Raw genomic sequence first — 23,773 nt, forward strand, 5'->3', positions numbered from 1 at the left:
CCTCTCCGAGGACACGTGTGCCCTCGGACCCCTCGGATCGATCGAAGGAGATCACTTCCATGCCCGCACGCCCCTTCACCCGCAGCCGCCTCTCCCGCACCGCCCGACTCGGCTCGGCCGGCGTCGCCTTCGGCGCCGTCGCGCTGATGCTCACCGGCTGCATCTCGAACGCCCCGGTCGAGACCGGCAACGCCGCCTCCGGCAGGACCGCCGCCGCCGTGGCCGCCTCGGACAACGACGCCTCCGGCGACAACGTCGTCATCGGCTTCACCGCTCCCGCCGCCGACCACGGCTGGATGGGCGCGGTCAGCCGCGCCGCCATCGCCGAGGCCGAGAAGTACGACGACGTGGAGCTCCGCACCGCGGAGGGCACCAACGACGTCAACCTCCAGATCAGCCAGGTCGAGACCTTCATCAACGACGGCGTCGACGCGATCGTGCTCCTGCCGATCGACGGAGCGGCGCTCACGCAGGTCGCCACCCAGGCGATGGAGGCGGGCATCACCGTCATCAACGTGGACCGCGAGTTCTCCAGCCCCTTCGCCGCCCGGTCGACCATCCTCGGCGACAACTACGGCATGGGCGTCAGCGCCGGCACCTACATCTGCGAGGAGCTCGGCGACAACCCCGACGCCGTCGTCGCCGAGATCGCCGGCATCGACTCCCTCCCGCTGACCCAGGAGCGCAGCCAGGGCTTCTCGGACGCGCTCGAGGGCTGCGGACTCGACGTGGACAACCGCGTCGCCGCCGACTTCACCGTCCAGGGCGGAGAGCAGGCCGCGGCCAACCTCCTCCAGGCCGCGCCGAAGATCGACGCCATCTGGAACCACGACGACGACCAGGGCGTCGGCGTCCTCGCGGCGATCGACACCGCCGGACGCGACGAGTTCCTCTTCGTCGGCGGCGCCGGCTCGGCCAACGTGATGCGCGCGATCGAGGCCGACGACTCCGTCGTCAAGGCCACGGTCGTCTACCCCTCGACCCAGGCCGCGGACGGCATCAAGCTCGCCCGCCTCGTCGAGCAGAACAAGTCGATGGCCGACACCAGCTCGCTCGGCGTCCCGCGCCAGATCCAGCTCTTCGCGCCGGTCGTCACCAAGGACAACGTCTCCGAGTACCTGCCCTCGGCCTTCGAGTCCTGATCGGCCCCACCAGCCCGGGTCGGCGCGGGAACCATCCCGCGCCGGCCCCCACCTCGGCGCCGCCCCGGGATCACTGACGACCCGCAGCGCAGCGCCACCGGCATCCGCGAGAGGAGGAGGAGTGCAAGACACCGGCCCCAGGGTCGGACAGGAGGAGACCGGATCCGCTCAGTCGTGCGGACAGCGACGGACCCGGCCTCTGCGATGAACACCTCATTGAAGGAATCACATCACGCATGAATGGTAAGCGATCCTCGAGAAGAAGCATCAGGCGTCTTCTCGCACTCGGCATCGCCGGGATGGTGACGGTCTCCGGACTCACCGCCCTCGGCCTGCCCGCCTCGGCCCACGACGGAGTGGACCACGGTTCCGAGGGCGGAGCATCCGCTCTCGACTGGAGCAACTACGAGAAGGTCCTGCTGACGAAGAACGTCGGCGAGCCCCTCGACCTGGCCGTCCTCCCGGACAAGTCGGTCCTCCACACCGCTCGGAACGGCGAGATCCGCCACACCGACCCCAAGACCGGCACCACCCGTGTCGTCAACACGATCCCCGTATACCAGAACTCGGAGGACGGACTGCAGTCCGTCGGCATCGACCCCGACTTCGCCGAGAACAAGTGGGTCTACCTCGTCTACGCGCCCCCCGGGAACACCCCGACCGGCGCGGCCCCGAACATGCTGCCCGAGGGCGCGACCGACAGCTACTGGGACCAGTGGAAGGGCATCAACCGCCTCTCCCGGTTCAAGTGGACCGGCTCGGGCCTCGACCTCGCGAGCGAGCAGAAGATCATCGACATCGAGACCCAGCGCGGGCAGTGCTGCCACGTGGGTGCCGACTTCGACTGGGACGCCGACGGCAACCTGTACCTCTCCACCGGCGACAACACGCCGGCGAGCGCTCCGGGTGCCGCGGGCTTCGCGCCGAACAACGACGCGCCCCGCATGAACCCGGGCTTCGACTCGCGTCGCGGCGCCGGCAACACGAACGACCTCCGCGGCAAGATCCTCCGGATCACCGTGCAGGAGGACGGCTCGTACACGATCCCCGACGGCAACCTCTTCCCGGTGGGAACCGAGAAGACCCGCCCCGAGATCTTCGTGATGGGCGTCCGCAACCCGTTCAAGATCGACGTCGACGCCGAGACGAACACCCTCTCCTGGGGCGACTACGGCCCCGACGCCACGAAGGCCGCTGCGGCCGACGGCGTCCGCGGCCCGATGGGCCTCGTCGAGTGGAACGCGACCGGACTGGACGAGCCGCACAACTCCGGCTGGCCCTACGTCCACGGACCCAACGCGCCGTACAACGAGTGGAACTTCGAGACGTCGACGCCCCGCGGCTTCTTCGATCCGGAGAACCTGAAGAACAACTCGCGCTGGAACACCGGCCTCGTCGACATCCCGGACGCCAAGGCGGCGACCGTCTACTACGGCGACAACCCCGGCGACCAGCCGTTCGACGAGCTCGTCAACTTCGGGACCAGCACCGGCCAGGGCCCCATGGGCGGACCGGTGTACCACTTCGACGCGGACAACACCTCGACGTCGAAGTTCCCGGAGTACTGGGACAAGAAGACCTTCTTCGGCGAGTTCTCGCAGGACTACATCGCGGCGTTCACGCTCGATGAGGACCGCGCGGTCACGCACATCGAGGACTTCCTCCCCAACGCGGCGCTCAGCCAGGCCGCGCAGCCGATCCACGACAACCCGATGGACATGGAGTTCGGCCCCGACGGGTCGATGTACGTGATCGAGTACGGCGACGGATTCTTCCGCGCCAACCCCGACGCGGGCCTGTACCGGATCGACTACGCCGAGGGCAACAAGGCGCCGCAGGCCCGCTTCACCGCGACCCCCCTGTCCGCCTCGCAGACCCCGCTCGAGGTCACGTTCGACGCCAAGGGATCGACCGACCCCGAGGGCGACGCGCTCACCTACGACTGGGACTTCGACGGCGACGGCACCTTCGACGCCACCGGAGTGACCGTCAAGAAGACCTACACCGAGCTCGGACAGTTCACGGCCCGTCTGCGCGTCACCGACGCCAAGGGCAAGTTCAGCCTGACCTCGCGGGTCATCTCGGTCGGCAACCAGGCGCCGCAGATCCAGATCCAGACGCCCGGCAACGGCTCGTTCTTCAGCTGGGGCGACGCGATCCCCTACCAGGTGACCGGCAAGGACGCTGAGGACGGCGACCAGATCGTCAGCAGCCGCGTGGGCTGGACCTACGGCCTCGGCCACGACGAGCACGCCCACCCCGAGGTCACCGGCACCGGTGCCAAGGGAGCGTTCCCGACGTCCAAGGACTCGCCCGAGCACGGCCCCGGCGCGCTGCTGTACGGCACCGTCGTCGTGACCTACACGGACGGCGGCTTCAACGGCCTGCCCCCGGCTGCGGCCGAGGCGACGCTGCGGCTGAACCCGAAGACGCAGGAGGCGGAGCACGCCGCCCGTGAGGGCGTCCTGCCCTACGCGGACACCACCGCCAGCGGCGGCAACGCCGTCAGCGGACTCGGTGCGGGATCCTTCCTGCGCTGGGACCCGGTGAACTTCGCCAACCTGACCGGCGTCGTGGTCCGCGCCACCGGTGAGGGCACCGTCGACCTCCGCTGGAACGCTGCCGACGCAGCGCCCTTCGGAACGGCGACCATCCCCGCGGGAGCCGGCTGGAAGGACGTCCTCGTCCCCTTCGGCACCAACGTCCCCCGCGGCACCGGCTCGCTCTACGTGACCTCGCCCAACGGCCTGTCGCTCGACTCCCTCACCTTCCAGGGTGCCGGCGCCGGTGACAAGACGGCTCCGACCGTCGCGGCGACCCTCGACCCGGCAGCGCCTGCGGGCGTCGGCGGCGTCTACAACAAGCCCGTGACCCTCGGCCTCACCGCCACGGACAACGGAGCGCTCTCCACCGTCCAGTACTCCGCCGACAACGGCACGACGTGGACCACGGTCCGCGCCGTCAACGGCGCGTACACGGTCCCGTTCACCACGAACGGCGCCCGGACGATCCAGTACCGCGCCACCGACACCGGCGGCAACGTCTCGGCGGTCGGCACGGTGAAGTTCACGATCGACCTGGCCGCGGCGAACGCCCCGACCGCCGCGTCGACCACCACCGTGGCGCTCTCGGCTCCCCGCGTGACCTTCGGGGCACCCGGCGAGGCGACCGTCACGGTCACCGGTCAGGGTGGGAACCCCGGCGGAGAGGTCGTCCTCTACGAGGGCGCCACCGAGCTGGGCCGCGCGACGCTGAAGGACGGCAAGGCGACCTTCGCCCTGCCGAAGACCCTCGGCGCCGGCACCCACACCCTCCGTGCGGCGTACGGCTCGGACGCCACCTTCAAGGCCTCGGAGGGCACCGCCCGCCTGATCGTCTCGAAGGCCGCCTCGGAGCTCACCGCGACCGTCTCGCCCAACCCGGTCAAGCCGGGCGCCAGCGCGCAGGTCACGGTCGACGCGAAGTCCTCGACGGGTGTCGCCGGCACCGGTCAGGTGAGCGTGATGGTGAAGAGGAACCTCTCCACCGTCGCGATGCTCACCGGGACCCTCGACGAGAACGGGCACGTCGTGGTGACGCTCCCGAAGCTCGCGGCGGGCAGCTACAAGCTGACCGTCACCCACACCGCCACGGCGGACACCAACGCCGCGTCGGCGCTGCTGAACCTCACCGTCCAGCAGTAGCCCCCGCGCAGGGGCCGGCCGGCTCGACCGGGCCGGCCGGCCCCCCCACCCCCTGCACCATCTGCCATTTCGAAGGAGAAATGATGCACCACCACCACGCATCCATCACGGCCAAGCCGATGAGCCGGCGCTCGCTGATGACGGCCCTGGCCGCATCGACCGTCGCGGTCGGCGTCGGAGCGGGAGCCCTCGCGGCGCCCGCCACGGCCGCCCCCGCGCCCTCGTCCGGATCCACGCGCCTGGTCCCGATCAACCGCATCGGCATCCAGCTCTTCAGCGTCCGCGACAAGGTCTCGTCGCTCGGCTTCCGGGCCGTCTTCGAGGAGCTCGGCCGCATCGGCTACAGCGAGATCGAGTTCGCCGGGTACACCCAGGGCAACGTCGGAGCGATCACCCCGCAGCAGATCCGCCAGCTGCTCGACGACAACGGCCTCCGCGCCGTCGGCTCGCACGTCGGCACCAACCTCCTCCGCTCGGAGCTGGGCAAGCAGATCGAGATCGCGCAGATCCTCGGCACGCCGCACCTCGGCACCGGCAACGCGCCCACCAACGTCAACACCAAGGCGGGCTACCTCGCCGCGGCGGAGGAGTGGAACAAGTGGGGCCAGCAGGTCTCGGCCGCGGGCATGAAGCTCTACCAGCACAACCACGCCGGTGAGTTCGGGTTCGCCACGGACGACCCCAAGACCCGCCTGTACGACCTCTTCTACGACAACACCGACCCGCGTCACGTGTACCTCGAGATGGACGTCTACTGGGCGTACGTCGGCAAGAAGCTCTACCCGGGCTTCGAGCCGCTCGACTACATCAAGCGCAACCCTCGCCGCTACCCGATCCTGCACCTCAAGGACGGCAAGACGAACAACGCCAACACCAACGGCTACGACATCGTCGAGTTCGGCGCGGGCAACCTGCCCTACCAGGCGTTCCTCTCGGAGCTGCGCGACCGCGGCCAGCGCTTCGGCGTCTGGGAGCAGGACACCGCTCCCACGCTGGCGACGCCGCCGAGCACGGGGAACTCCCTCGAGGCCGCTTCCCGCAGCTACTCCGCGATCGCTGCGCTCCGTGGCTGAGCGCACCCCGCGCCGCGCGCGCCGCACCGACAGCACCACCACCAGCACGACGCGCACGAGCGCACCGAGGAGAACCCCCATGAAGTGGAAGACGCCCACGGCGGTCCTCGCGGCCGCCTCCCTCGCGATGGTCGCCGCACCGTCCGCCTTCGCGGCGACGACGGACTGCACCACCGAGCTCGGGAACCAGACGATCACCGGAGACCTCAACGTCGGCGCGGGCCAGACCTGCGTGCTCGGCAACGTGACCGTCACCGGCAACGTCATCGTCGGCGACGACGCCTGGCTGGACGCCACCTCGGCGACCATCGGCGGCGACGTCATCGGCACCGACGCGTACGGCATCTCGATCGACGGCACCAGCGTCGGCGGAGACGTCGTGTCGTTCTCGGACGGCAGCCGCAACGGCTTCCTCTACCTGCGCGACCTCACGGTCGGCGGCATGGTCGAGGCCGGCGGGATCGACGTCGAGTTCAGCGACCTCTCGGTCGACGGCTCGGTCAGCACCGACGCGGCGAACTACGTCGACGTCGATCGCACCAGCGTCGGCGGCGACGCCACCTTCGCCGGCAGCGACTTCGGCGTGAACGTGCAGGGCGCCATCGTCGGCGGCTCGCTCGCCGTCACCGGCTCCTCGCGCGGCGTCCTCCTGGGCGCGAACGAGGACGGCTCGGCCTCGGCCCTCGGCAACACGGTGGGCGGGAACCTCACGCTCTCGGGCAACTCCGGCAACGTCCAGCTCGCGGGCTCGACGGTCGGCGGGCGCATCGCGCTCGCCGACAACGCGCCGGCGGTCAACTTCGGCGCGGGCAACACCGCCGCCGGAGTCGACGGCACCTTCACGGGAACGGCGGCGGGCGCTGCGGCGGCCGGCGACCAGGCCGTGGCCGTCATCGTCCCCGAGGCCAACAAGGGCGAGCTGACCTGGACGCTCGAGGGCACCAGCAACCTGGTGAACCTCGGCGTCGCCGAGGAGCAGGGCGACCACTTCGCCGCCTCCGGTGAGCTCGTGCCGGTCCGCGTGACCGACACCCGCCTCAACGGCCCGGCCTGGTCGGTCACCGGCCAGCTGAGCGACTTCCGCTCCGGCGAGAAGACGTTCTCGGGCAAGCACCTCGGCTGGACCCCCGAGGTCCTGGAGAACACGGGCGGTGCCGTCGCCGGCGCTGCCGTCCCCTCCGGGTTCGACTCGGGCAACGGCCTCGCCACGCCCCGCGTCCTCGGCTCCGCCGCGGCGCAGCACCCGACCGGATCCTCGGTCCTGAGCGCCGACCTCGACCTGAAGCTCCCGCTCTCGGTCGGAACCGGCACCTACACCGCGACGCTGACGCTCACCGCGCTCGGCTAGCACCGGTGGGGCGGCCTCCGGGCCGCCCCACCCTCCCCCCGTCTCCCCGCGAGACGCCACTCCGGTACGCCCCGCTCGGCGTGCCGCGCACCGGAGCGGCGTCCCGCGGGGAGGCATCCCCCCTTGCAACGGAAGCCTGATCGATGTCGCTCATGCCACGCACCTCCCGCACCACCGCCGCCCTGCTGCTGATGACGCTCCTCGCAGCCGGCGGCCTCTCGGCTCAGGCGGGTGCCCAGGAGGCGGACCCCGCCTCCACGCCGGTCACCTGGGGGGTGCGCCCCGCCGACACCGAGCAGGGCAGCGAGCGGCCGAACTACGCGTACGCCCTCGATCCCGGCGGACGCCTCAGCGACGCCCTGATCGTCTCCAACTACGACGACGAGGAGCAGACGTTCCGCGTCTACGGCTCCGACGGCTTCATCACCGAGGCCGGCCAGCTCGACCTGCTCCCCGCCGCGGAGCCCTCGACGCAGCTCGGCAGCTGGATCGCGTTCCCCGAGCCCGAGGTCACCGTGCCCGCCGGCGAGAGCGTGCAGGTCCCGTTCGAGGTCGTCGTCCCCGAGGACGTGACCCCGGGCGACTACGCCGCGGGCGTCGTCTCCTCGATCCTGGTGCAGGGCGAGACCGGAGTCTCGGTCGACCGGCGCCTGGGCTCGCGGATGTACCTCCGCGTCGGCGGCGAGCTCGCCCCGCGCCTGTCGATCGACGGCCTCGCCGTCTCGTACCAGGGCGGCTGGAACCCCTTCGCCCCCGGCTCCGCGACCGTCGACTACATCGTGACCAACGCGGGCAACACCCGCATCGCGCCGGGCGCCGAGATCAGCGTCGCCGGCCTCTTCGGCCTCGCGCCGGTGTCCGCGACCGACCCGGAGCCGCTGCCCGAGCTCCTCCCCGGAACCTCCGTCTCGCGCACCGTGACCGTCGCCGGAGTCTGGCCGCTCTTCGTCGCGACCGCCCGCGCCGCGCTCTCGGGCACCGTCGTCACCGCCGACCAGGCCGCGCAGGCCGACTCCGCCGTCGTCGTCCCCGACGTGCCGGTCGCCACCGCCGAGACCTCGGCCGCGGCCGTGCCGTGGAGCGCCGTGCTCCTCCTCGCCCTGCTCATCGGGCTCATCGTGCTGACCGTCGTCCGCCGCCGCCGCCGGGCCGCGGGGGAGCAGGCGCGCATCGACGCCGCCGTCGCCGCCGCTCTCGGCGCCCAGCCGGAGGACGCCGACCGCGCGGAGGTCCGCTCCTGACCGGGTGCGGCCGACGCGGTCCGCGGGGGATCGCGCCGGCGCGGCCCGCCGCCTCCGGGCGCGCGGCCGCCGCTCTAGCGGACCGCCCGCCCCTCGGCGCGCAGCTGCTCGAGGAAGCCGTCCACCACGGCGGGGCTGAGCAGGTGCCCGCGCAGCATCAGCGCGGCACCGCGCACGCCCCCGCTGCCGCCCAGCTCGGCGGTCACCACGTCGAGCCGCTGCGTCGCGAGGGGGAGGGAGCGCTCGTCGATCACCGAGCGCACGGCCGTCAGGATCTCCGGGCTGGCAAGGGCGACCGCGCCGCCCAGCACGATGACGGACGGGTTGAGCAGGCTCACGCAGGTGGCCAGCACCTCGCCGAGCTGGAGTCCCGCGATCCGCGCCGCCTCGACGGCCTCGGGATCGCGCGCCTTCAGCAGGTCGATCAGCTCGCGCACCGACTGCACGTCGCGGCCCGCCCGGGCGAGCCCGGCGGCCAGAGCGGAGCCGCCCGCGACCGCCTCGAGGTCCCCCTCCTGACCGCCCGCCGCGGCCGGGGCCGTGCGCGGCACCTGGACGTGGCCGAGATCACCCGCGGAGCCGAGGGCTCCGCGCTGGAGCAGCCCGGACGAGACGATGCCCGCGCCGATGCCGGTGCCGACCTTCACGAACATCAGGTCGAGGGCGTGCGGGAACCGCGAGGCCCGCTCGCCGAGCGCCAGCAGGTTCACGTCGTTGTCGACGAGCACCGTGGTGTCGTAGCGCCGGCGCACGAAGGCGGGGATGTCGAAGCCGTCCCAGCCGGGCATGATCGGCGGGCGCACCGGGCGGCCGCTCGCGTGCTCCACCGGGCCGGGCACGCCGACCCCGATGCCCGCGAGGGCGGTGCGGTCGACCCCGGCCGCGGCGAGGATCCCTTCGCAGACGTCGAGCGCGTGCCCGAGCACCGCCACGGGGCCCTGCGCGATGTCGAGCTCCTCGCGGCGCTCGGCGATGATGCGGCCGTCGAAGTCGGTCAGCGCGATGGTCGAGTGCGCCGCGCCCAGGTCGATGGCCAGGAGCGAGCGGACGGCCGGGTCGAAGACGAGGCGCGCGGACGGGCGGCCCCCGGTCGACGGAGCGCGGTCGAGGTGCGCGATCAGTCCGAGCTCGAAGAACTGCTCCAGGCGCGTCATCACCGCGGTCCGCGCGAGACCCGTCTCCTCGACCAGCTCGGCGCGGGTGCGCGGTCGACCGTCGGCGAACAGCCTCAGCATGTCGCCGGTCGCGGTACCGGCGCGCTCGGCCACGCTCAGCTCCTTCTCTCGGCCCGGAGGACGGGTTCGGGGGACAGCACACCTGAGGAAACCAGTCGACGCACGGTCGCGCAATCTCGGCGGGCCCTGCGTGCGGGTCCTGCGCAACACGGCCGGCCGGAGGCGCGACGCGCGCCCGGCCGCGGCCCCTCCCCACTCCGATCGCCCGGGTGCGCCCCGACGATCGCCGCTCAGCCAGCCCTTCCAGACAGGAGAGAACGATGACCTCGTCCGACACCAACACCACAGGCGCCCCCCGATCGAGCGGGCGCATCGGCCTCTGGCTGATCGGGGCCCGGGGCAGCGTCGCCACCACGGCCGCCGTGGGCCTGCACGCCATCGCCGCCGGAGCCGCGCCCAGCTCGGGCTGCGCCACCGCGACCCCCGCCTTCGAGGACGTCCCGCTCGCCGGGTTCGCCGACATCGTCATCGGCGGCCACGACGTCTCGCCGACCCCGCTGCTCGAGAAGGCCACGGGCCTCGCGGCCGGCGGCATGTTCCCGACCTCGGTCGTCGCCGAGGTGGCCGACCGGATCGACGCGACCGACGCCGAGATCCACCTCGCCCCCGCCGACGCCGCGTCGCAGCAGGAGGAGATCGACCGCCGGGCCGCCGACATCGTCGCCTTCCGCGAGCGCCACGGCCTCGCCCGGGTCGTCGTGATCGACGTCGCCTCGACCGAGGTGCTGCCGGCCGACCGTCCCGAGTTCCACGACCTCGCCGCTCTGCGCGCCGCCCTGGCGCGTCCGGGCGAGCGCCTCCTGCCGCCGAGCTCGATCGCCGCCCTCTCGGCCGTCGTCGCGGGCGCGGCCTACGCCTGCTTCACTCCCTCGACCGCGCTGGCTCTGCCGGCCCTGGAGGAGTGGGCCGCCGAGGCCGGGATCCCGATCGCCGGCCAGGACGGCAAGACGGGGGAGACCCTGCTCCGCAGCGTGCTCGCGCCGATGTTCACGGCGCGCGGGATGCGCGTGCTCTCGTGGGCGGGCGCGAACCTCCTCGGCGGCGGCGACGGGCAGACCCTCGCCGACCCGGAGGCGGTGCGCTCGAAGCTCGTCTCGAAGAACCGCGGACTGCGCAGCCTCCTCGGCGACGACGTCGTCACTCCGCTCCACATCGACAACGTCCCGGACCTCGGCGACGTCAAGACCGCTTGGGACCACGTGCACGCCGAGGGCTTCCTCGGCTCGCGGATCACGGTGCAGACGATCTGGTCGGCGTACGACTCGGCCCTCGCGGCGCCGCTGATCCTCGACCTCGCCCGCCTGCTGGCGCTCGCGGACGAGGCCGGCGTCTCGGGCCCCGTCGGCGAGCTCGGCTTCTTCTTCAAGGACCCGTGGGGCAGCGACGTGCACGGCTTCGCCGAGCAGACGGCGGAGCTGGTGGCCTGGTCCGCCCGCACCGGCGCCCTCGTCGCCGAGCGCCGCACCCCGGTGACGAGCGGGACGCGGAGCGATGGCTGAGCTGCGCGACTACCTCGAGCTCGTCCGCGCGAAGGCCGCGCTGACCGTGATCGGCGACACCGTCGCGGGCGGAGCGTGGGCGGGCCGCGGAGTGGGAGCGCGCACGGTCGCGCTCCCGCTGTCCTCGGCGCTGCTCTACTCGGCGGGCATGGCGCTCAACGACTACGCGGACGCCGAGCTCGACGCCCGGGAGCGGCCCGAGCGGCCGATCCCCTCGGGGCGGATCCGGCGCTCGGCGGCGCTGGGCACGGCGGCCGCGCTGACCGCGGCGGGGATCGCCGTGGCGGCCGTCGTGGACGGGCGGCGCTCGCTCGCACTCTCGCTGCCGCTCGCGGCCGGGATCTGGTCGTACGACCTGCTCGCGAAGCCGACTCCGCTGGGCCCGGTCGTGATGGCGGCCTGCCGCGGTCTCGACGTGCTGCTCGGCGCGGGCGTCGACGGCGTGCGCGCGGCGGCCCCCGCCTCCGCCGCCGTGGCCGCGCACACGCTCGGCGTCACCGTGCTCTCGCGCGGCGAGGTGCACGGCACCACCCCGGTCGCGGCGGGAGCGGTCTCGGCCGGCACCGCGGCGATCGCGTTGTCCACCGCGGCCGGCGCTCTGGCCGAGCGCCGGGCCGCCCCCGCCGCGGTCGTCGCCGCGGGCCTCGGGCGCTGGCTCCTGCTCGTGCTCACCGCGCAGCTGCAGTCCGTGCGGACGCCGACGGCCGCGGCCGCGCGGACGGCCACCCGCGCGGGCATCACCGGGATGATCCCGCTGCAGGCCGCGCTCGCCGGTCTGAAGCGTCCCGAGCTGGGGGCGGCGCTGCTCGCGCTCGACGCGCTCGGCTCCCTCCTGCTCCGCCGCCCGCGGACGGCGGACATCACATGAGCGCCACCGGACCCGTCCTCGGCTACGGCACCAACGGCTTCGCCGACCACACCCTCGACGACGCGCTCACGGTGATCCACGCCGCGGGGTACCGCGCCGTCGCGCTCACCCTCGGGCACCCGCACCTCGATCCCTTCGCGGCCGACTGGCGCGAGCGGACGCTGGCGCTCCGGTCGCGGCTCGACGAGCTGGGCCTGCGCGTGGTCGTCGAGACGGGCGCGCGGTACCTGCTCGACCCGTTCGCGAAGCACCGCCCCACGCTGGTCGACGAGGAGGCCGGCCCCCGCGTCCGCTTCCTCGAGCGCGCGATCGAGATCGCCGCGCTGCTGGGCGCCGACGCCGTCTCCCTCTGGTCGGGGGTCGTGCCGGCGGGCGCCGATGCGGCCGCTGCCTGGCGGCTGCTCGTCGAGCGCATGCGCGGCGTCGTCGCGACGGCCGAGCGCCACGGCGTGCGGCTGGCCGTCGAGCCCGAGCCGGGGATGCTGGTGGAGACGGTCGCCGACGCGCTGCTGCTGCGCCGCGAGCTCGGTGACCCGGAGTCGGTCGGGCTGACGGTCGACCTCGGCCACTGCGTCGTGGTGGAGCCGGACGGCGTGGTCGGAGCCCTCCGCAGCGCCGGGGACCTGCTCCTGAACGTGCAGGTCGACGACATGCTCCCGGAGCGGCACGAGCACCTCGAGCTCGGCACCGGATCGCTCGACCTCGCGGCCGCCTTCGCGACCATCGCCGAGATCGGCTACCGCGGGATCGCCGCCGTCGAGCTGCCCCGGCACTCGCACGACGCGCCCCGCCTGGCCGTGGCGAGCCTCGCGGCGATGGAGGAGGCGCTCGGCGGCGCCTCCTCGCACGCCGAGCACCCGTGGACCGCGGCCGCCCGCGCCGCCGTCCTCGAGCGCCCGTCGCGGATCGAGCGCTTCTTCCCCGCCGCGGGCCGCGAGGCCGGACGCGAGCCGCTCCGGCCCGCCGAGGACCCGCACGGCCTCGTCCACGGCACGCACGACGACGCGGCCCGCGCCGCCCTGGTGCAGGCCGCCGCGCAGGCGCTCGGCGACGACGACCTGGCCGCTCTCCTCCTCCGCCTCTACCGGGGCGGGGACGGCGCCGAGCGCCGCGGAGTGCTGGCCGGGCTGAACGCCCTCGGCGACCCGGGACCGGCGACGACCCTCGCCGGCCTCGAGCTGACCGCCGACGCCCTGCGCGCCAACGACACCCGGCTCGTCGCCGCGGCGATGGGCTCCTTCGCCCGCCGCCACCTCGACGCGCACGCCTGGCGGCACGGGGTGCTCAAGCTCGTCTTCCTCGGCGTCCCGCTCGCGGCGGTCGCCGGGCTGGAGGAGCGCAGCGACGCCGAGCTGCGCGCGATGGCCGGCCGCTTCGCGGACGAGCGCCGCGCGGCCGGGCGCCCGCTCCCGGACGATCTGGCGGTGCTCCTGCCGAGCTGACCGCCCCCGAACGCCGCCCCGACCGCGGGGCACCACCACCGATGAGAAAGGCGCGACGATGCGCATCTTCGACCCGCACATCCACATGACCTCCCGCACCACCGACGACTACCAGGCGATGTTCGACGCCGGCGTCCGCGCGGTCGTCGAACCCTCCTTCTGGCTCGGCCAGCCGCGCACGAACGTCGGCTCGTTCACGGACTACTTCGACGCCCTGATCGGCTGGGAGCGCTTCCGCGCCGCGCAGTTCGGCATCCGCCACCACTGCACCATCGGGCTCAACCCGAAGGAGGCGAACGACCCGCGCTGCCGGGCCGTCCTGCCCGAGCTCGACCGCTACCTCGCCAAGGACGGCGTCGTCGCGGTCGGCGAGACCGGCTACGACTCGCTCACCCCCGAGGAGGACCAGGTCTTCCGCCAGCAGCTCGAGCTCGCCGGCGAGCACGGCCTCCCCGCGATGGTGCACACCCCGCACCGCGACAAGGAGTCGGGCACCCGCCGCACCCTCGAGGTCGTCGCCGACTCGGGGCTCGAGCCCGGGCGGGTCCTCGTCGACCACCTCAACGAGGTCACCGTCGACGCGGTCCGCGACTCCGGCTGCTGGATGGGCTTCTCCATCTACCCCGACACGAAGATGGACGAGACCCGCCTGGTGACGCTTGTCGAGCGGATCGGGCTGGACCGCGTCCTGGTCAACTCCGCCGCCGACTGGGGCCGCTCCGACCCGCTCACGACCGCGAAGACCGGCCGCCTCCTCCTCGTCGCCGGCTTCAGCGCGGGCGACGTCGACCGGCTGCTCTGGCAGAACCCGGTCGAGTTCTACGGGCAGAGCGGACGCCTGGACCTCTCGCCCGTCGCGGGCTTCGACGTGCAGGAGTCGGCCGGCCGCACCTTCGAGGGCAACTCCGTGCTCCGGGGCGCCCCGCGCGTGGCGGAGGTCGTGTGATGCACCTCTCCTACTGCACCAACGTCCATCCCGCCGAGGACCTGGCCGGAGTCGTCCGCCAGCTCGACGTCTACGCCGGGCCCGCGCGCGTGGCCGCCGGGCTCGCCCTGGTCGGAGTAGGCCTGTGGATCCCGCGCGACCTCGCGGCCCGCCTGGTCGCCAGCGCCGAGGACCGGGCCGTCCTCCGCGCGGCCCTGCAGCGCAACGGCCTGGAGGTGCGCACGCTCAACGCCTTCCCGTACGCCGCGTTCCACGCCGAGGTCGTGAAGCTCGACGTCTACCGCCCCGACTGGACCACGCCGGAGCGCCTGCAGTACACGATCGACTGCGCGCGGATCCTGGCCGACCTGCTGCCCGCCGGCGCCGACGGCAGCATCTCGACGCTGCCGCTGGGCTGGCGCGAGTGCTGGGGACGGGAGCAGGACGAGGCCGCCTGCCGGAACCTCGCCCGGCTCGTCGAGGAGCTGCGCGACCTGCGCCGCTCCACCGGCCACGCGATCCGCCTGGCGATCGAGCCCGAGCCCGGCTGCATCCTCGACACCGTGGACGACGTCGTCGACTGGCTGCACCCGCGCATCGGAGTGGTCGACCCGGCGTACGTGGGCGTGTGCCTCGACACCTGCCACCTCGCCGTCTCCTTCGCCGACCCGGTCTCGGCCGTCCGCCGCATCCGCGACGCGGGCCTGCGCGTGGTCAAGGTGCAGGCCTCGGCCGCGCTCCACCTGGAGGACCCCTCGGGCCGCGCCGCGCTCACCCCGTTCGTCGAGAAGCGCTACCTGCACCAGACCCGCGAGAACGGGATCGACGGGGTGCTCCGCGTCGACGATCTGCCCGAGGCGCTGGACACGCTCCCCGGCACCGGCCCGTGGCGCGTGCACTTCCACGTGCCGCTGCACCACCGGCCGGAGGCGCCGCTCTCGGCCACCACGGCGGTCCTGGCGGAGGCGGTCTCGGCGGTCGACGCCGCCTGGCCGTACGACGAGATCCACCTCGACGTCGAGACCTACACCTGGTCGGTGCTCGCCGACGCCCCGAGCGACCTCTCGACGGGCATCGGCGCCGAGCTCGCCTGGGCGGCCGCGCACCTGCTCACGCCCGCCTCCCGAGAGGCGCTGCTGGCGCCCCTCCTCCCGCAGGCGGCGGCGCTGTGAGGCCCGTGCTGCTGCTCGACGTGGTCGGGCTGACCTCGTCGGCGCTCGCCGACATGCCCCGCCTCTCGCGGCTGGCCCGCGGGGGCGGGCGCCTGCCGCTGGACACGGTCCTGCCCGCGGTCACCTGCAGCGTGCAGTCGACCATGCTCACCGGCTCGATGCCCGCGCAGCACGGGATCGTCGGCAACGGCTGGTACTTCCGCGACCTCGGCGAGGTGCACCTGTGGCGCCAGCACAACCGCCTGGTCACGGGAGAGAAGGTCTGGGAGACCGCGCGCCGGCTGAGCGGGGAGCCGTACCGCGCGGCCAACATCGGCTGGTGGTACGCGATGGGGGCGACGACCGACGTCACCGTCACTCCGCGCCCGATCTACCACGCCGACGGCCGCAAGTCGCCGGACGCGTACGTGCGCCCGCCGGCGCTGCACGACGAGCTGGTCTCGCGCTTCGGCGCCTTCCCGCTGTTCCAGTACTGGGGGCCGACCGCGTCGCTCCGCTCGACCCAGTGGATGGTCGACGCGACCCGGCATGTGCTGGCGGGCGACGGCTCCGGCCCGCCCGAGCTGACCACGGCGTACCTGCCGCACCTCGACTACGACCTCCAGCGCTTCGGACCGGACTCGCCCGAGGCGCGCCGGGCCGCGTCGGAGCTCGACGTGGTGCTCGCTCCGCTGCTCGACGACGCGGAGGCGCTGGGCGCGTCGGTGATCGTGGTCGCCGAGTACGGGATCGCCGACGCCGACACTCCGGTCGACGTGAACCGGGCGCTCCGCCGCGAGGGCCTGCTCGAGGTCTACGTGCAGGACGGCCGCGAGCAGCTGGACCCGTGGACGTCGCGCGCGTTCGCCGTCGCCGACCACCAGGTCGCGCACGTCTACGTGCAGGACGCGGCGGACCTGCCGCGGGTGCGCTCGATCCTCGAGGGGCTCGACGGCGTCGACGAGGTGCTCGACCGGGAGGCGCAGGCCCGCTACGGCCTCGACCACGAGCGCTCGGGCGAGTTCGTCGTGGTCGCCCGGCCGGGGGCGTGGTTCACCTACTACTACTGGCTCGACGACGACCGCGCGCCCGACTTCGCCCGCGGCGTCGACATCCACCGCAAGCCCGGCTACGACCCGGCCGAGCTCTTCTTCGATCCGGCCGACCCGCTGGTGAAGGCGAAGGCGGCGGGCAACCTCGCCAAGAAGGCGCTGGGGCTGCGCTACGCGATGAACCTGGTGCCGCTGGACGCGTCGCTCGTGCGCGGCACGCACGGGAGGCTGCCGTCCTCATCGGCCGACACCCCGCTCGTGCTGGCCTCGGACGCGGACCTGCTGCCGGCCGGAGCCGCGTCGCTCCCGGCCACCGCGGTGCGCGACCTGGTGCTCGCGGCGCACGGCCCGGCCCTCGCGAAGGAGGCGTCGGCGCTCGCGCGCTGAGGGAGGGGACGCCCGGCGGCCCGTGCGCGGGCCGTCGGGTGCCGGGGGCTCAGCCGGGGTCGCCGCGGTCCGACGCGGGCTCAGGCGAGCTCGCCGCGGTCCGACGCGAGCTCAGGCGAGCTCGCCGCGGACCGCAGCGGGCTCAGGTCCTCGCCGCGGACCCAGCCGGGCGGCCGGGCGGCTCAGCGCGGCACGAGCCCGGTGAACCGCGCCGTCAGCCGCTCGACGGGACCCGCACCGAGGAACCGCCACCACAGCACGGCGGCCGCGCACAGCCCGAGCACGAGGGCGAGAGCGGCGAGCGGAGTGTCGGCGGAGTAGCCGAGGCCCGCCCGCGCGAGCGCCGCGACGAGAGCCACCTGCAGCACGTAGACCGAGAGCGCGAGCGTGCCGATCGCCCGGAGCGGCACCAGCAGCCGCTGGACAGCGGGGGAGCGCGACGTGGTCAGCAGCACCACCGCGACGTAGGCCAGGAGCACGAGCCCGAGGTCGTGCAGGGTGTCCGGGAGGCTGCCGGAGGGCGACTCCACGCCGAGCAGGAGCGCGACCAGCGGCCGCACCGGGTACGCGACGACCGCGACCGCCGCGAGCACCGGCAGCAGCCGGTCGCGCTGCGCGCCGTGCCGCAGCAGCAGGGCTCCGAGGAGGAAGAAGGGGAGCAGGTTGGTCGCGCGGTAGCTCGGCCCGGTGAAGAGCCAGAGGGCGAGCGGAGAGCCGGATGCGGCGGCGGCGACCGCGGCGTTCACGGGACCCGCGGCGAGCGCGAGTACGGCGGCCAGCGCGGCGATCGTCCGGGAGCGGAGGAGCAGCAGCGGCGTGCCGAGCACGAGCAGGACGCCGAGGTACTGCAGCACGATCGCGATCCAGCTGCCCCAGGTCTCGAGCCAGACGCCGAGCGCCACGAGCACCGCGCCGCGGATCGCGTTCCGCAGCAGCACCCGCCCGGGGGAGGCACCGGGCCGCGCGAGCACCAGGGCCGCCGACATCCCCATCACCAGCGCGAACAGCGGCGACGCGAGATCGTTGACGTTCCACGCCAGGAACCCGACGACCCCCGTGCGCGCGCTCGGCACGAGCGGCATCGCGTGCGCGACGAGCATGGCCGCCACCGCCACTCCGCGCAGCACATCGGGGGCGACCAGTCGGTCGTGCCGGAGTCGCGGAGCCGTCGCAGTCATCCCGCGAGAGTAGGCGCGCCCCCGCCGCCGCGCCCCGCGCGAGCGCACCTCGCGCCACCGGCCGCCCGCCGGGCCGTCCGCCGGGCCGTCGGCCGGGGCGCCACCCGCTCCGCCGACGTGCGCTGCTGTCCGCTCCCCTCCGTCGGCCGGGGCCTCCGGCCGCCCGCTCCCAGCCGTCGCTGACCGGCCGCGGCGCCGCCCGCCCCGCCCGCGTGCGCTGCTGTCCGCTCCCCTCCGTCGGTCCGGGCCTCCGGCGGCCCGCGCCCACCCGTCGCCGCCCGGCCGCGGCGCCGCCCGCTCCGCCGACGGGCGCTGCTGTCCGCTCCGCTCCGTCGGCCCGGCCTCCGGCCGCCCGCTCCGATCCGTCGCTGACGGCCCGTTCCGTCCTCCCGCACGGGCCGTTCGTGACGGATCGACGCCCGGCGCCCTCCGGCAGGCCCGCGCTCGCTCCGCATGCGGCGCCCAGTCGCGCCCGGCCCGCTCCGATCCGTCGCGGACGGCCCGTCCTGCGCTCCTCCGCAGGCCGTGAGCGACGGATCAGCGCCCGCCCGCGCCGCCGCCTCGCGCGGATCCCCGCCGCGATGCCCCGTCCGTGCCCTCGGCCTGCTCCGATGCGGCACGAACGGCTCCTTCCGTCCTCCCGAAGCGACCGTTCGCGACCCCTCGGCGCCCGTTCGTCCGTACGCGCGCTCGCGCCGCCGGCTCGCGCGGATCCCCGCCGCGACGTCACGGTCCCGCCGCGGCCTGCTCCGATGCGTCACGAACGGCTCCTTCCGCCCTTCCGAAGCGACCGTTCGTGACCCCACGGTGCCCGCTCGTCCGCACGCCCGCCCGTGCCGCCGCCTCGCGCGGATCCCCGCCGCGACGTCCCGGTCCCGCCTCGGCCTGCTCCGATGCGTCGCGAACGGCTCCTTTCTCCCTCCCGAAGCGACCGTTCGTGACCCTTCGGCGCGCGTTCGTCCGTACGCGCGCCCGCGCCGCCGCCTCGCGCTCGGCGCCGCCGCCTCGCGCTCGGCGCCGCCGCGACGTCCCGGCCGTGCCTCCGGCCTGCTCCGATGCGTCACGAAAGGTCCCTTTCTCCCTCCCGAAGCGACCGATCGTGACCCCTCGACGCCCGCCCGCCCGCGAGCGGCCTGCACTCGGCCCGCACCGAGCACGACCGGGCATGCTGGACGGATGACCGACGCCGCCCCGTCCCCCGACCGCCCGCGCCGTGCCCGCAGCCAGCACGTGCTCATCGTGCTGCGGACCGAGCGCCTCACCGGCCACCTGGTCCGCGTGCACCTCGGCGGCGACGGGCTCAACGCGTTCCTCGCCGAGTCCGACCCCGAGCGCCTCGCCGCGACCGATCGCTACGTGAAGCTCCTGCTCCCGCCGCGCGGCTCCGACCTCCAGCCGCCCTTCGACCTCGATGCGCTCCGGGCGAGCGTCGCCTCCGAGCAGCTGCCCGTGCGCCGCACCTACACCGTCCGCTCGGTCGACCTCGAGCGGCGCTCGATCGCCGTCGACTTCGTCGTGCACGGCGACGAAGGGGTGGCGGGACCGTGGGCGCTCGCCGCGGCTCCCGGTGACCGGATCGCGCTCTCCGCGCCCGGCGGCGCCTGGTCGCCGAGCGCCGACCCCGAGGCCGTGCACCTGCTGCTCGGCGACGACTCCGCTCTGCCGGCGATCGCCTCGGCCCTCGAGGGGATGCCCGCGCACGCGCGCGGCCTCGTCCTGATCGAGGTGGACTCGGCCGCCGACGAGCTCGATCTTCCCGCTCCGGCCGGAGTGGAGGTGCGCTGGCTGCACCGCGGCGGTCTCGAGGCCGGCCGGGCGCTGGTCGCGGCCGTCCGGGCCGAGCGGAGGCCCGAGGGCGTGCTCGAGGTCTTCGCGCACGGCGAGCGCACCGCGATGAAGCAGCTGCGGGCCCTCCTGCAGGACGAGTGGGGCGTGGAGCGCCGGGCGCTCTCGCTCTCGGCCTACTGGGCTCTCGGCCGCGCCGAGGACCGCTTCCAGGCCGAGAAGTGCGAGCCGGTCGGCGCCATCTTCGCCGACTGACGCGGGAGCGCACTCCGTCCGCGCACCTGCGGGAAGGGACCAGGTCACGATCACCACCCGGGACGGCTCGAGCCGCGAGGCTACCGCCCGTGAGCGGGCCGCGGCACTCCCGTTCGGACGGGCCGGAGCAGGAGGGGACGGGTGCGCGCGTCCTGTCCACGCGCTTCACCGACGTCCACTACCTCGACGAGGGACCGAAGGACGGCACTCCGCTCGTGCTCGTGCACGGCTTCCCCGACGTCCCCGCCACCTGGGACGGCGTCCTGGAGCTGCGTCCCCCCGGGCTCCGGGTGGTGCGCCCCTTCCTGCGCGGGGTCGGGCGGACCCGGGTCGTCGACCCCGGGGCGCGGTCCGGGCAGGTGGCCGCGCTGGCCACCGACCTGCTCGATCTCCTCGAGGCGCTCGACCTCGGGCCTGTCGTGCTCGTCGGCCACGACTGGGGAGCACGGAGCGCTCACGCCGTCGCGGCGCTCGCGCCCGAGCGGGTCGGCGCACTGGTCACCCTCGCCACCGCGTACGGACCGTCGAGCGAGCTGAGCGGCGGCGAGGTCCTCGACGACGCCGCCGCGGCCTGGTACCGCTACTGGCTCTGCACGGCCGCGGGAGCGGAGGCGTTCCGGGGCGACCCGGCGCAGCTCGTCCGCTGGGCCTGGCGGGAGTGGTCGCCTCCGGGCTCCCTCCCGCCGGAGGCCCTGGAGGAGGTCCTCGCGGCGACGGCGACCAGCGGCTTCGCCGACACGGTCGTCGACTACTACCGGCACGGCGCCGGGGAGGCGCCCGGCCGGGCCGTGTACCGCGCCGCGCAGGAGGCCCTCGACGCCTGGCCGCGCATCGACGCGGCGACGACCTTCCTCCTCGGGACGGCCGACGGCTGCGAGACGCCCGCCCTCGCACGGGCGAACGGCAGGTACTTCTCCGCAGGCCGCGAGCTGATCGAGCTCGACGGCGTCGGCCACTTCGTGCAGCGCGAGGCCCCCGGGGCGGTCGCGGCCGCGATCCTCCGGCACCTCCGACCGCTCGCCCCTCTCGGGACGTGCTAGAGCGTCTCCGGCCGCGGACGGTCCGTGCCCACCCCGCGGACGCTCCTGCTGGAGGCCGCGAGGAGCGAGGCGACGAGGACGACCGCGGCGCAGCCGAGCAGGGTGCGGTCGAGCCCGACGAGGTCGGCGAGCGGGCCCACGAGCGCCTCCCCGAGCGGCACGGCGAGGAAGGAGCCGACCATGTCGTAGGAGTAGACCCGGGCGAGCGCCTCGCGGGGGACATGGGTCTGCAGCGTCTGGTCCCAGGCGATGGCGAAGATCTCGAGGGCGACTCCGCCGAGGGCGAAGGCGAGGAGGAGGGCGGGCAGCGCCGGGACGGCTTCGAGGGCGGCGACCGGGACGGCCGTCACCGCCACGAGGGCGACCCCCGCCCCGAGCGCACGGCGGGGCCGCCAGCGCAGCGCGATCACGGCCCCGATCACCAGACCGACGGTCTGTGCGGCGATCACGAGGCCCCACGCCGCTCGGCCGAAGGACCGGTCGGCGACGACCGGGCCGAGGACCGTGGTCGCGCCGACGAACGCGGCGTTGACGGCGGTGAACTGCGCCACGACGATCCACACCCAGCGCCGGCTCGTGAACTCCCGCCACCCCTCGCGGAGGTCGGCGAGGACGGAGGCGCCCGGGCCCGAGCGGACCGTCCGCGGCAGCCGCACACGGGAGTAGAGGACCGCGGCCAGGGCGAAGCCCGCGGCGTCGACCGCCAGCCCTCACCCGGGACCCACCAGTGCGACGAGCGCGGCCCCGGCCGAGGCGCCGACGATGCTCCCGGCGTTCAGGCCCAGGCGGAGCAGGGCGTTCGCCGGGCGGAGCTCGCCGACCGGCACCGTCTCGGGGACGAGGGCGGCCGCGGCGGGCAGGCTCATCGCCGCGACGGCGCCGTTGAGCACGCTGAGCACGACCAGGGCCGCGACGGTCGCCGTCCCCGTGATCACCGTCACGGCGACCGCGGCCTGAGTGGCCGCCGCCGCGAGCGAGGTGCCGACGAGGATCACGGAGCGGGGGAGCCGGTCGGCGAGGACGCCGCCGAGCAGCAGGACGGCGACGTTGGCGAGGGAGCGCGCGGCGACGACGAGTCCGAGGTCCGTCGGCGAGCCCGTCAGGTCCAGCACGGCGAAGGCCAGGGCGATCGGAGCGACGGCGTTGCCGAGGACCCCGGTCGTGCGGGCGGCGAGGAGCCAGCGGAAGGGGCCGTGCGCGAGAGGTCCGTGCGCCAGCGGCCCGCGCTCATCGCGGGTCACGGCCGGCGGAGCGGGAACATGGCGGTCGTCATCGACACCGGCGCGGTCCCGGGGGTCCTCGGCGGCCGGGCCGCCGCGTGCAGCAGCGCGGACGCCTCCCCGACGTGCCGCACGACCCGCCGCCAGACCTCGGGGTCGACCCAGAGCTCCGCGTCCGTCGAGAGCTGAGGACCGTCCGCCCGGCTCGACGAGCGCCGCCGGAGCTCCTCGATCAGGGCCTCGAGGTGCAGGTCCCGCTCCTCCTCCGGCCCGACGTCCACTGACGCGGTCACGTCGAAGGGCCTTCCGGAGGCCTCGTGCCGGTACCGCTTCGCCTCGCCGCCTCGCAGGCGCACGGTCTCGACGACGGCCACGAGCCCGGCGCGCTCCAGCACGCGGAAGTGGTAGCTCGCCGTCGCCTGCGACAGCTGCAGCTCGCGGGCGGCCTCCGCGGCGCTCATCGCCGCTCCCGTCACCAGGGACAGCAGGCGGAGGCGGATCGGATGCGCGGTGGCGCGCAGCTCGTCGAGAGAGGACATGCGGCCATGGTGACCGGCGGCTCCCGCACCGTCAAACAGGGCTTTGGGGGTGGGGCGGCGCTCACCGGGCCGCTCCGGTGCACATCGGGCGGCGCTCGCCGGGCCGCTCTGACGAGCGATCCGGAGGGCCCACCGCTCTCCCCAGCGATCAGGGAGCGGGGCCCGGAGTCGTCCTCCGGGCCCCGTCGCTCAGACCTGGGCGGTGCCGCTGTCCTCGACCGGGCCGGACGCGTCCGACTCCTCGGTGATCTCGGTGTCGGTCTCGTCGGCGCGGTCGCGGAGCGCGTCGGCCATCGCGCCGGCGCCCTCGGCTCCGTGGTCGTGCTCGACTTGGTCGATCAGGCCGCCGAGCTTCTCGTCGTTGCTGGCGTCCTCGGCTCCGTCCATCACGGGGCTGTTCTGCTCGTTGTCGCTCATGGCGCTCCTCCTGGGTCGACCGGCCTCTGCGCCGGTGGTCCGACGCTACGCGCGCGGCCCGTGCGGTGCAGGTGATCGACGGGAATCGGCCGGTCCGCTATCGGGGTGCCGAGCGGCGTTCCCGGTCATCCCCGAGTCGAGCGGATATCGCTTTCCACCCTCCGGAGAAGTGAGCGGATATCGCCTGTCGAATGAGCCCCTATCGCTTTCCGGCGAGGTGAACAGTTCTCTCAGAGAAGTGCCCCTCGGAGACCCTCCCTGCTATGATCGGGCGACTTCTGCACCAGGGACCG

The 23,773-nt window shown here is 74.3% G+C and carries 17 protein-coding genes and 1 pseudogene; 13 read left to right on the plus strand and 5 right to left on the minus strand.

All coding sequences use genetic code 11. The features are described 5' to 3' along the window. Nucleotides 1-59: 59 nt before the first annotated feature. The 5 genes from C5B95_RS09530 to C5B95_RS09550 all read left to right on the plus strand — a co-directional run bounded on the left by C5B95_RS09530 (nt 60) and on the right by C5B95_RS09550 (nt 8,487). Nucleotides 60-1,142 carry a substrate-binding domain-containing protein gene (locus tag C5B95_RS09530; RefSeq protein WP_104349026.1) on the plus strand — a complete coding sequence of 361 codons (1,083 nt, stop codon included), beginning with the start codon at nt 60-62 and terminating at the stop codon, nt 1,140-1,142. 236 nt (nt 1,143-1,378) lie between these two features. Then, entirely contained in the window at nt 1,379-4,825 is a 3,447-nt protein-coding gene (locus C5B95_RS09535) for a PQQ-dependent sugar dehydrogenase (protein WP_146076960.1), read from the plus strand. Between the two features lie 83 nt (nt 4,826-4,908). Continuing rightward, nucleotides 4,909-5,898, plus strand: coding sequence for a sugar phosphate isomerase/epimerase (locus C5B95_RS09540; RefSeq protein WP_219813837.1), 990 nt, complete (start codon nt 4,909-4,911; stop codon nt 5,896-5,898). Between the two features lie 79 nt (nt 5,899-5,977). Beyond that, complete coding sequence (locus tag C5B95_RS09545) at nt 5,978-7,246, plus strand: hypothetical protein (RefSeq protein ID WP_104349027.1); 1,269 nt, start codon at nt 5,978-5,980, stop codon at nt 7,244-7,246. Between the two features lie 152 nt (nt 7,247-7,398). After that, nucleotides 7,399-8,487, plus strand: coding sequence for a hypothetical protein (locus tag C5B95_RS09550; RefSeq protein WP_146076556.1), 1,089 nt, complete (start codon nt 7,399-7,401; stop codon nt 8,485-8,487). A gap of 74 nt (nt 8,488-8,561) precedes the next feature. Here the strand turns inward: C5B95_RS09550 and C5B95_RS09555 are convergent, their stop codons facing one another. Further along, nucleotides 8,562-9,755: an ROK family protein gene (locus tag C5B95_RS09555; protein ID WP_258059906.1), complete on the minus strand. Its 1,194-nt coding sequence runs from the start codon at nt 9,753-9,755 to the stop codon at nt 8,562-8,564. Between the two features lie 227 nt (nt 9,756-9,982). Here C5B95_RS09555 and C5B95_RS09560 point away from each other — a divergent pair, with 227 nt between their 5' ends. From C5B95_RS09560 to C5B95_RS09585, 6 genes are read left to right on the plus strand one after another with little or no spacing between them, the layout of a single operon-like run. Then, nucleotides 9,983-11,221 (plus strand): inositol-3-phosphate synthase, encoded by a 1,239-nt coding sequence (locus tag C5B95_RS09560; protein WP_104349029.1) that lies wholly within the window; start codon nt 9,983-9,985, stop codon nt 11,219-11,221. Beyond that, nucleotides 11,214-12,089 (plus strand): SCO3242 family prenyltransferase, encoded by an 876-nt coding sequence (locus C5B95_RS09565; protein WP_219812601.1) that lies wholly within the window; start codon nt 11,214-11,216, stop codon nt 12,087-12,089. Before C5B95_RS09560 ends, C5B95_RS09565 begins: the two co-directional genes overlap by 8 nt. Continuing rightward, nucleotides 12,086-13,531, plus strand: a complete 1,446-nt coding sequence (locus tag C5B95_RS17880; RefSeq protein WP_104349030.1) for an EboA domain-containing protein — start codon at nt 12,086-12,088, stop codon at nt 13,529-13,531. Before C5B95_RS09565 ends, C5B95_RS17880 begins: the two co-directional genes overlap by 4 nt. Nucleotides 13,532-13,589: 58 nt before the next feature. Further along, nucleotides 13,590-14,477 carry a TatD family hydrolase gene (locus C5B95_RS09575; RefSeq protein ID WP_104222466.1) on the plus strand — a complete coding sequence of 296 codons (888 nt, stop codon included), beginning with the start codon at nt 13,590-13,592 and terminating at the stop codon, nt 14,475-14,477. Continuing rightward, the gene (eboE, locus tag C5B95_RS09580; RefSeq protein ID WP_104349031.1) at nt 14,477-15,628 is read left to right on the plus strand and encodes a metabolite traffic protein EboE; all 1,152 of its coding nucleotides are present in this window, start codon (nt 14,477-14,479) and stop codon (nt 15,626-15,628) included. The genes C5B95_RS09575 and eboE overlap by 1 nt, the downstream gene beginning before the upstream one ends. Continuing rightward, nucleotides 15,625-17,046, plus strand: coding sequence for an alkaline phosphatase family protein (locus C5B95_RS09585; RefSeq protein ID WP_104349032.1), 1,422 nt, complete (start codon nt 15,625-15,627; stop codon nt 17,044-17,046). The genes eboE and C5B95_RS09585 overlap by 4 nt, the downstream gene beginning before the upstream one ends. 182 nt (nt 17,047-17,228) lie before the next feature. Here C5B95_RS09585 and C5B95_RS09590 read toward each other — a convergent pair whose 3' ends face one another. Continuing rightward, nucleotides 17,229-18,224, minus strand: coding sequence for a DUF418 domain-containing protein (locus tag C5B95_RS09590; RefSeq protein ID WP_104349033.1), 996 nt, complete (start codon nt 18,222-18,224; stop codon nt 17,229-17,231). A gap of 1,176 nt (nt 18,225-19,400) precedes the next feature. Between C5B95_RS09590 and C5B95_RS09595 the strand changes: the two genes are divergently transcribed. After that, a complete protein-coding gene (locus C5B95_RS09595) occupies nt 19,401-20,264 on the plus strand; it encodes a siderophore-interacting protein (protein WP_104349034.1) in 864 nt (287 codons plus the stop codon). 89 nt (nt 20,265-20,353) lie between these two features. Then, nucleotides 20,354-21,304 carry an alpha/beta fold hydrolase gene (locus C5B95_RS09600; RefSeq protein WP_181068041.1) on the plus strand — a complete coding sequence of 317 codons (951 nt, stop codon included), beginning with the start codon at nt 20,354-20,356 and terminating at the stop codon, nt 21,302-21,304. Here the strand turns inward: C5B95_RS09600 and C5B95_RS18085 are convergent. The 3 genes and pseudogenes from C5B95_RS18085 to C5B95_RS09615 form a co-directional block, all read right to left on the minus strand. After that, nucleotides 21,301-22,545, minus strand: a pseudogene (locus C5B95_RS18085) (MFS transporter). The gene C5B95_RS09600 and the pseudogene C5B95_RS18085 sit on opposite strands and share 4 nt — an antisense overlap. Continuing rightward, a complete protein-coding gene (locus C5B95_RS09610) occupies nt 22,542-23,063 on the minus strand; it encodes a helix-turn-helix domain-containing protein (RefSeq protein ID WP_104349036.1) in 522 nt (173 codons plus the stop codon). Before C5B95_RS09610 ends, C5B95_RS18085 begins: the two are co-directional and overlap by 4 nt. Before the next feature lie 189 nt (nt 23,064-23,252). Beyond that, nucleotides 23,253-23,480: a hypothetical protein gene (locus tag C5B95_RS09615; RefSeq protein WP_104222474.1), complete on the minus strand. Its 228-nt coding sequence runs from the start codon at nt 23,478-23,480 to the stop codon at nt 23,253-23,255. Between the last annotated feature and the right edge of the window lie 293 nt (nt 23,481-23,773).

Source organism: Rathayibacter sp. AY1A7, from assembly GCF_002930845.1.
GTDB lineage: Bacteria > Actinomycetota > Actinomycetes > Actinomycetales > Microbacteriaceae > Rathayibacter.